The organism is Pseudomonas sp. SG-MS2, from assembly GCF_009933855.1.
GTDB classification, from domain to species: Bacteria; Pseudomonadota; Gammaproteobacteria; order Pseudomonadales; family Pseudomonadaceae; genus Aquipseudomonas; species Aquipseudomonas putida_E.
The window spans coordinates 22,857-30,318 of the sequence record NZ_MOMO01000239.1 but is presented as its reverse complement, the minus strand read 5'-3'; the positions used below and the strand labels follow the sequence as shown (position 1 = coordinate 30,318).

Here is a 7,462-nt window from a genome sequence, read left to right as displayed (position 1 = left end):
GGCTTCCTGGAGCACGCCGTTGCGGAGAACGTGATGGCCGGCACCGCCATGAGCCGCCGGGCCAGTTACATGTACGGCAACCTGCTGCCGCCGAACGAAACGGGCCAATTGGGCGCAGGGTTGGGCACCACGACTTCTGCCGGCACGGTCACCCTGATCCCGCCGACCGACATCATCGAGAAAACCGGCGAGAAGCGCACGATCGATGGGCTGACCTACGAGTTTCTCTACGCGCCGGGCAGCGAGGCGCCAGCCGAGATGCTCTATTACATCCACGAGAAAAAAGCCCTCAACACGGCCGAAGACTCCACCCATACGATGCACAACACCTACTCGCTGCGCGGAGCAAAAATTCGCGAGCCGCTGCCGTGGTCCAAGTACCTCAACCAAGCGCTGAAGATGTGGGGCAAAGACGTCCAGGTCATGTATGCCATGCACCACTGGCCGGTGTGGGGCAACAAGGAGGTCAAGGAGCAACTGTCGTCGCAGAGGGACATGTACCGCTACATCAACGATGAAACGCTGCGCTTGGCCAACAAGGGTCTGACCATGACCGAGATTGCCGAGCAGGTGAAGCTGCCGAAATCGATCGCTTCGCGCTTCTCCAACCGTGGGTATTACGGGTCTTTGAACCACAACGTCAAGGCCACCTATGTGCTGTACATGGGCTGGTTCATCGGCAACCCGGCGACGCTGCATGAATTGCCGCCGGTAGAGTCGTCCAAGCGCTACGTCGAGATGATGGGCGGCGCCGACGCAGTGCTGAAGAAGGCCAAGGAGTACTACGACAAGGGTGACTACCGCTGGGTAGCCGAGGTGGTCAACAAAGTGGTCTTCGCCGACCCGAACAACCAGGCAGCGAAAAACCTGCAAGCCGACACACTCGAGCAGCTGGGTTACCAGGCTGAAAGCGGGCCATGGCGCAACTTCTACCTCACCGGTGCCAAGGAACTGCGCGATGGCGTGAAACAGTTGCCGACGCCAGACACGGCCAGCCCCGATACGGTCCGGGCGATGGACCTTGACCTGTTCTTCGACTACCTGGCCATGCGCCTGAAAGGGCCGGAGGTCGAAGACAAGCACATTACCCTTAACTTTGACTTCACCGACCTTAAACAGAAATACCTGGTGGAAATGGTCAATGGCGTGCTCAACCACACCGAAGGCTCGCAAGCCGAAAACGCCGACGCCACGGTCAGCCTGACGCGCGACACCTTGAACAAACTGATGCTCAAGGAAACCACGCTCAAGGACGCGGTGGGCGCAGGTGACGTCAAAGTCGAGGGTGCCGAAGGCAAGCTTGAGGAGTTGATGAGCTACATGGACAACTTCGACTTCTGGTTCCCGATCGTTACACCTTGATTGCTCCCTTGGCGCAGGTTGCATCAAGCAGGACATCGAGCCATCGGTGTCCTGCTCTTTTCAAAGTGAGGAGTCAGGGACCATGACCACGACGAATCGTATGGATCACACCAAATGGTGGATGCCTGCAACGTTTATTCTGTTGTTTGCTCACAGCACCAACGTGTCAGCCGGAGGCATCTTCATTTATGAAGCCGGCCAGGAAAGTAACGGCCTGGCCAATGCTGGCTCGGCTGCGCTCGCCACCGACCCCAGCGTGTTGATGTCCAACCCCGCAGGCATCGCCCTGCTGCCTGGCACGCAGATCAGCGCCAATGCCCAGGTTATCCTCGGCGACCTGCGCTACTCACGTGACAGCAGCAACCAGTTCGATGGCAACGAGGGCGGTAACGCTCTGCAATACCTGCCGGGCGCCAGCTTGTTCATCAGCCACCAGCTCGATGACCGCTCGGCCATCGGGTTCGGCATGTACGGTAACTTCGGCTTGGCGCTGGACTACGACGATGACTGGGCAGGGCGCTACTTCACCCAGGAATCGGCGGTGATTGGCGTCTCGTTCCAACCCACCTTTGCGTACAAGTTCACCGATGACCTTACCGTCGGCATCGGCCCACGCATGATGCTCGGCTATTACCGCACCGAGGTGGCCATCAACAACAGCCTGCTCGGGTTGGTCGATCGCCCCGATGGCCAGCTCGAATACAAGGACACTGACTTCGGCATTGGCGTGAACCTGGGCCTGCTCTACCAGCTCGCCTCCCGCACGCGGATTGGCCTGGCCTACACCAGCAAGGTGAAGCTGGAGTTCGAGGACAGTCCACATGTCAGCGATATCAACAACCCCCTCATCAATGCCGCACTCAACCGCCTGGCGGTGGACACGCTGGAACTGGACATGAACGTGCCGCAGACCGCGACAGTCAGCGTGGCCCACCAGCTGGACGAGCAGTGGACATTGCTGGGAAGCCTGGGTTGGCAGGACTGGAGCGAGTTCGGTGACATCGGGGTAGAGGTGGATGCCAATGCCGTCGGGGTTAGCCGCACGGTCGATCGCAAGTACAAGGACACCTGGCACGCCTCGGTTGGAGCCCAGTATCAGGCGACCCGCCAGCTGCGCTGGAGTTTTGGGGTGGGGTATGACAGCTCGGCCGTGGATGACAAGGATCGCACCGTGGACAACCCGATGGGGGAGGCGTGGCGCTTCGCAACCGGGGTGAACTATCAGGTGGAAGAAGGATTGGACCTGCATCTGGCTTACACACTGGTCTGGCTCGGCGACATGGACGTGGAGCAGACCAAGGCACGCTCCGGCGACACGTTGTCAGGCACTTTCGATAACGCCGCCTTGCACATCATCGGTGGCGGTGCGACGTGGCGATTCTGAAGGTTTTGATCCTTGGACAATGCTTATACGTGGAAGGAGAAGTTGCATGAAAAGTAAGGCGCTTATTGCAACAGTGTGTCTCACATCGCTTTTACTGCATGGTTGTGCGAGCAAATACGTTGAGCCCGACGAATACTCCGGGTTTCTGAAGGACTACAGCAAGCTCAAGGAGGATGAATCTCCTTCGGGCGCGAAGGTTACGCGCTGGATCAAGCCTGGCATTGATGCCAACCAATTTACCAGCGTGTATGTCGAACCCAGCCAGTTTTACCCCAAGCCGCAACCAACCGCGAAGATTCCGCAGCAAACCTTGCAAGGCATAACCCAGTACTACGATCAGTCGTTGAAAAACCAGTTTTCCAAGGTCCTGCCGCTCGCTACGAGCCCCGGGCCAGGTGTACTGGTGGTGCGCCCGGCGATCACTGGGGTGAGTGCCAAAACCAAGGGGCTGCGCCCGTATGAGGTGATCCCGATCGCGCTGGTGGCAGCCGGCATCAGTACGGCCACGGGTATTCGCGACCAAGACACCAGCGTGGCTACCGAGGCTGCATTCCTTGACGGGAGTACCAATGAGGTGGTGGCCGCAGTGGTGCGCAAAGGTGCAGGCGCTGAACTGGACAATTCCTCGCAAATCATGCAGGCCTCGGACGCCCGTGCCGTGCTCGATGGCTGGGCCAGGGACATGGTCAGTTCATTCCAGGCCCTGAAGAAGTAGCCCGCAGGTCCCCCTGCCGTGGATGTGCGTCAGGGGGGCACCGCAATTTCATGCCGAGATTTGATGGCCTAAGGATGCCCCGATGAATACGGTCATGCTCAAAATTAAACATGAATTCCTGAAAGTGCTTCCTCCCACCGTGTTTTTCTTCGTGATTCTGCACATCGTTGCCCTGATCCGCGCGCTCATGATCAAAGGGTCAGGGGTGGAGCTGCCTGTCTCAGCGTCGGTACTGATCGCCGCTCTCATATTGGGCAAGTCTGTTCTGGTTGCCGATATGCTGCCCTTCATCAACCGGTTTCCCGACAAGCCGCTGATCTGGAACGTCACCTGGAAAACACTCATGTATGCCCTGGTCGCACTGATCGTTCATTACTTGGAGCGTCTGTATGACTACTGGAAAGAGGCGCCCGGCCTGCTCGATGCGAATGCCCTGTTATGGTCTTCCATGAACTGGCCTCGTTTCTGGGCAGTTCAGATCTTACTGATCACATTGATATTCATGTATTGCGTCATCGCGGAACTGGCACGCGTCATTGGCCGCAAGCGCTTAAAGCAAATGTTCATTGGCCCGCTGCCGCCAAAGCAGACCGAGATGTCGAATCACGCTTGATCGCCGAATACCCGCGCCGCTCAAAACGACGTGGCTTTCAGTTGACGGGAGATACAATGTTGAAAAGGAAATGCTACCCGCTTTACGCACTCGCGTTGCTGGCGCACACCGGGCAAGGGCAAGCAGAGGACTCGGCAGAGCTTGCCAAGAAAGCGCTGAACCCGGTTGCGGCCATGTACAGCTTGCCGGTGCAATATAATTGGGACCAGAAAATGGGCCCGGACGGCAATGGCAAGCGCAGCCTGACCAACATCCAGCCCGTTCTACCTTTCAGCCTGAATGATGACTGGAACCTGATCTCCAGGACTATCCTGCCAGTCGTCGACCAGCACGGCTTGGGTGGCGCGGCAGATACCTCTGGCGTGGGCGATGTGACCCAGAGCTTCTTTTTTTCCCCGAAACAACCCACTGCCAGTGGCTGGATTCTCGGCGCAGGGCCGGCGCTATTGATTCCAACAGGCAGCAACGACGTGCTGAGCAGTGAACAATGGGGGCTCGGACCGACTGCGGTAGCCTTGAAGCAAGCCAACGGTTGGACGCACGGGATACTGGCTAACCATATCTGGGGGCTAGAGGGCAGCCCTGCAGATGGTAAGGAGAAGGTCAGCCAGACGTTCATGCAGCCGTTTCTTTCATACACGAACAGCTCGTTGACCACATTTGGCATCAACAGTGAATCGACCTACGACTGGCAATCCAAAGAATGGGCCATTCCGGTCAACCTGACGGTAACCCAATTACTGAAAGTTGGTGGTCACCCCATCACCCTCCAAGCCGGGCCGCGTTACTGGCTCGATTCACCGGATAATGGCCCAGAAGGCTGGGGCTTTCGCTTTGCTGTGACGTTGCTGTTCCCGCGCTGATCCTGAAGCACGCACTGCTTTGCTTTTCCTCCAGCCCCCAGCCCCCAGGCAGCATAGGTGCGTCGATCATCGATTCTCCAGCGTCAGTAGTGTCGGCTAATAGAGAGGCCGCCCAGCTTACCGACCACTCGGCAAAGGCGGTCGCGTTTCGACTTGTTCAAGGCTTACACGGTACGTGGTGTAAGTGTCACCGTCCTGAAGGTAAAGGTCGCTCTGATAACGCGAGACTGCGCCTTTGAGCTTGATGTGTAGCCCGTTGGACACACGCTGGATTACCACGTCATTCAAGTCAGTGTCCGAGATCAGGAAAGGCGGGGTCTTGGCGAGCAGCACCTTCATCGTCGCATTATTCCTGCCGTCGCCGTCGCCGTCGTTGACGTAGAACCTAAGGCTTTTGGGCTCATCTGGATCTCGGGCATCCTGAACGATGTAGATCGATTGCCCCGCAATGAAATCTTGCTTGAGCAGTACCTCAGCCGGAAATTCCGGCTTGTGCAGGTATCCGTATGTGAGAACGCATGCAATACAGATCAAAGAGAAAATTGCGAAATACTTTTTAACTTTGACTATCAGGGTTTGAAGTTCCGTTTTATCCATGGGATTCAGCTGTATTCGAAGGTGAATATCACCAAGGTTCTTCCTTGTGGGCGCCACAGATTGAGCACGTTGGGCATCAATGGCTGTCATGGTAGCGTCCCCAATGCCGGCAAGACCAGCTCACACAAGCACAACGCAGTCTGGGCGACGGGGATATATTCCACCAGCGCGGCGAACTGCGGGCCGCTTCGCGGCCCATCGCCGGCAAGCGCGGCTCCCACACGTACAGCGCATGCCTCAAGGCTGGAGATATTCCAGTGGGAGCCGGCTTGCCGGCGATGAGGCCGGAACTGACCACAGAGCTTGGGATCGCTGTCTGCTTTGCGTCGAAAGCGGCCGGTAGTGGATGGCCTCTCCCGATCCAGTGCTACGGTTGATGGAGAGCGGCTAGCGACCTGTCGATCGATTCAATCGGGGCGATTTCGCTGGCTTACTTACGGTCGCACGCAGAGGCATCCGCGTATGCGCCGCCAGCTGACAACTGTCCACCCCGCAGAGCGTGATGACACAACTCAACCAGCTAGAGGTTCGTCATGACTAAAAACATCGATCTGACGATCACCCCGGATTACCTCAATCCATTTGCCTCGCCGGACAATCCCAAGCTAAGCCCCGAGCTGGTGGAATACCTGTCAGATAGTGCCTGGTATCACCCAGCGCTGAGTCTGCAGATCCGCTGCCCGGAAGAGGAGCGAGAACGCCTGCAGCAAGCCATCAGAAATACCTTTGCACAAAAGAGCGAACAGCTCAGAGGGGATATCCGCACGCAGCGGCTGGTAGCGCTGACACTCCTGGGCTTGGCGCTAGCCTTGGTGCTCGCAGGCACGGCGCTGGGCATTGAAGGCACCATCCCCGTGGGAGTCGTTACCGTCACCGCTTGGATGCTGCTATGGCGCAGCGCAGAGATATTCTTTCTGGATATCCGCAGCGTCAACCGGCAGCTGCGTAAGTACCAGCGTATCGCCAGCGCTTCACAGCAGTTTCGATAGAGGTTGATCGCTCCCACACTACTACTGGGCGTATCTCTTTGCCCCGGCAACACAGATGACAGCACCCAGCGTTACGACGAGCATCACCCAGCTGACTTGCTCGTGCAGAAGCAACGCGGCCAGTCCAAGCCCCATGAACGGCTGAAAGAGTTGCAGTTGGCCCACTGCCGCAATGCCGCCCTGGACGAGCCCTTTGTACCAGAACACAAACCCGATCAGCATGCTGAACAGTGACACGTAGGCGAAGCTGAACCACGCAGGGGCGCTAACTCGGGCGAAGGCATCGGGTGCTGGGAGATTGACGATAGTCAGCAGCAGCATGAACGGCAACGCTACCAGCAATGCCCAACTGATCACCTGCCACCCTCCGAGAGTCCGTGACAGACGCGCCCCTTCCGCATAGCCCAACCCACAAACAACTACCGCAGCCATCATCAGCAGGTCTCCTAGCGCCGACGCATCTCCTCCATTCATCAACGCATAGCCAACGACTAGCCCAGCACCGAACAACGAGAACAACCAGAACAGTGGCCCAGGTCGCTCGCCGCCGCGCAGAACGGCGAACCCTGCGGTACACAATGGCAGCAGCCCGACAAAAACGATGGAATGGGCAGAAGTGACGTGCTGTAGGGCCAGTGCCGTCAGCAGCGGAAAACCGATAACGACGCCAAGCGCTGTTACAGCCAGTGACGACAGGTCACCGCGCTTGGGTCGCGGCTGGCGTAGCACGATCAAGAACAGCGCACCCAACAGCGCGGCAATGGTTGCCCTGGCACATGTCAGAAACGTAGGCTCGAAGGCCGTCACTGCCACGCGGGTGGCCGGCAACGAGCCGGCAAAGATGGCGACGCCTATAAAGCCGTTTATCCACCCGCTTGTTGTTTTTTCCATCGGTGCGTCCTCGATAAGCCAGGGCTCAGTACATCACTGACGGGCTCA

The 7,462-nt window shown here is 57.9% G+C and carries 8 protein-coding genes; 6 read left to right on the top strand and 2 right to left on the bottom strand.

Annotated features, from left to right (window positions below; translation table 11 throughout):
* The 5 genes from BLX42_RS21945 to BLX42_RS21925 form a co-directional block, all read left to right on the top strand.
* Positions 1 to 1,362, top strand: a 1,362-nt coding sequence (locus BLX42_RS21945; RefSeq protein ID WP_161872609.1) for an alkyl/aryl-sulfatase, incomplete at its 5' end; no start/stop codon positions are given.
* Between the two features lie 121 nt (positions 1,363 to 1,483).
* Positions 1,484 to 2,746 carry an OmpP1/FadL family transporter gene (locus BLX42_RS21940; RefSeq protein WP_256345731.1) on the top strand — a complete coding sequence of 421 codons (1,263 nt, stop codon included), beginning with the start codon at positions 1,484 to 1,486 and terminating at the stop codon, positions 2,744 to 2,746.
* Between the two features lie 46 nt (positions 2,747 to 2,792).
* The gene (locus BLX42_RS21935; RefSeq protein WP_115274476.1) at positions 2,793 to 3,461 is read left to right on the top strand and encodes a DUF3313 domain-containing protein; all 669 of its coding nucleotides are present in this window, start codon (positions 2,793 to 2,795) and stop codon (positions 3,459 to 3,461) included.
* 82 nt (positions 3,462 to 3,543) lie between these two features.
* Positions 3,544 to 4,074, top strand: coding sequence for a hypothetical protein (locus BLX42_RS21930; protein ID WP_115274477.1), 531 nt, complete (start codon positions 3,544 to 3,546; stop codon positions 4,072 to 4,074).
* Between the two features lie 56 nt (positions 4,075 to 4,130).
* Positions 4,131 to 4,937, top strand: coding sequence for a transporter (locus BLX42_RS21925; RefSeq protein WP_161872610.1), 807 nt, complete (start codon positions 4,131 to 4,133; stop codon positions 4,935 to 4,937).
* A 117-nt stretch (positions 4,938 to 5,054) separates the two neighbouring features.
* Here the strand turns inward: BLX42_RS21925 and BLX42_RS21920 are convergent, their stop codons facing one another.
* The gene (locus BLX42_RS21920) at positions 5,055 to 5,624 is read right to left on the bottom strand and encodes a hypothetical protein (RefSeq protein WP_161872607.1); all 570 of its coding nucleotides are present in this window, start codon (positions 5,622 to 5,624) and stop codon (positions 5,055 to 5,057) included.
* A gap of 443 nt (positions 5,625 to 6,067) precedes the next feature.
* Between BLX42_RS21920 and BLX42_RS21915 the strand changes: the two genes are divergently transcribed.
* On the top strand, positions 6,068 to 6,523 hold the full coding sequence (locus BLX42_RS21915) for a hypothetical protein (RefSeq protein WP_119687283.1): 456 nt from the start codon (positions 6,068 to 6,070) through the stop codon (positions 6,521 to 6,523).
* Positions 6,524 to 6,544: 21 nt separating this feature from the next.
* Here BLX42_RS21915 and BLX42_RS21910 read toward each other — a convergent pair whose 3' ends face one another.
* Positions 6,545 to 7,414 (bottom strand): DMT family transporter, encoded by an 870-nt coding sequence (locus tag BLX42_RS21910; protein WP_119687282.1) that lies wholly within the window; start codon positions 7,412 to 7,414, stop codon positions 6,545 to 6,547.
* Positions 7,415 to 7,462: the final 48 nt, after the last annotated feature.

What these genes read in the sequence shown, in the direction of transcription:
- BLX42_RS21940 (WP_256345731.1), top strand. Translation starts at nt 1,484, where the DNA reads ATGCCTGCAACGTTTATTCTGTTGTTTGCTCACAGCACCAACGTGTCA.
- BLX42_RS21935 (WP_115274476.1), top strand. Translation starts at nt 2,793, where the DNA reads ATGAAAAGTAAGGCGCTTATTGCAACAGTGTGTCTCACATCGCTTTTA.
- BLX42_RS21930 (WP_115274477.1), top strand. Translation starts at nt 3,544, where the DNA reads ATGAATACGGTCATGCTCAAAATTAAACATGAATTCCTGAAAGTGCTT.
- BLX42_RS21925 (WP_161872610.1), top strand. Translation starts at nt 4,131, where the DNA reads ATGTTGAAAAGGAAATGCTACCCGCTTTACGCACTCGCGTTGCTGGCG.
- BLX42_RS21920 (WP_161872607.1), bottom strand. Translation starts at nt 5,624, where the DNA reads ATGACAGCCATTGATGCCCAACGTGCTCAATCTGTGGCGCCCACAAGG.
- BLX42_RS21915 (WP_119687283.1), top strand. Translation starts at nt 6,068, where the DNA reads ATGACTAAAAACATCGATCTGACGATCACCCCGGATTACCTCAATCCA.
- BLX42_RS21910 (WP_119687282.1), bottom strand. Translation starts at nt 7,414, where the DNA reads ATGGAAAAAACAACAAGCGGGTGGATAAACGGCTTTATAGGCGTCGCC.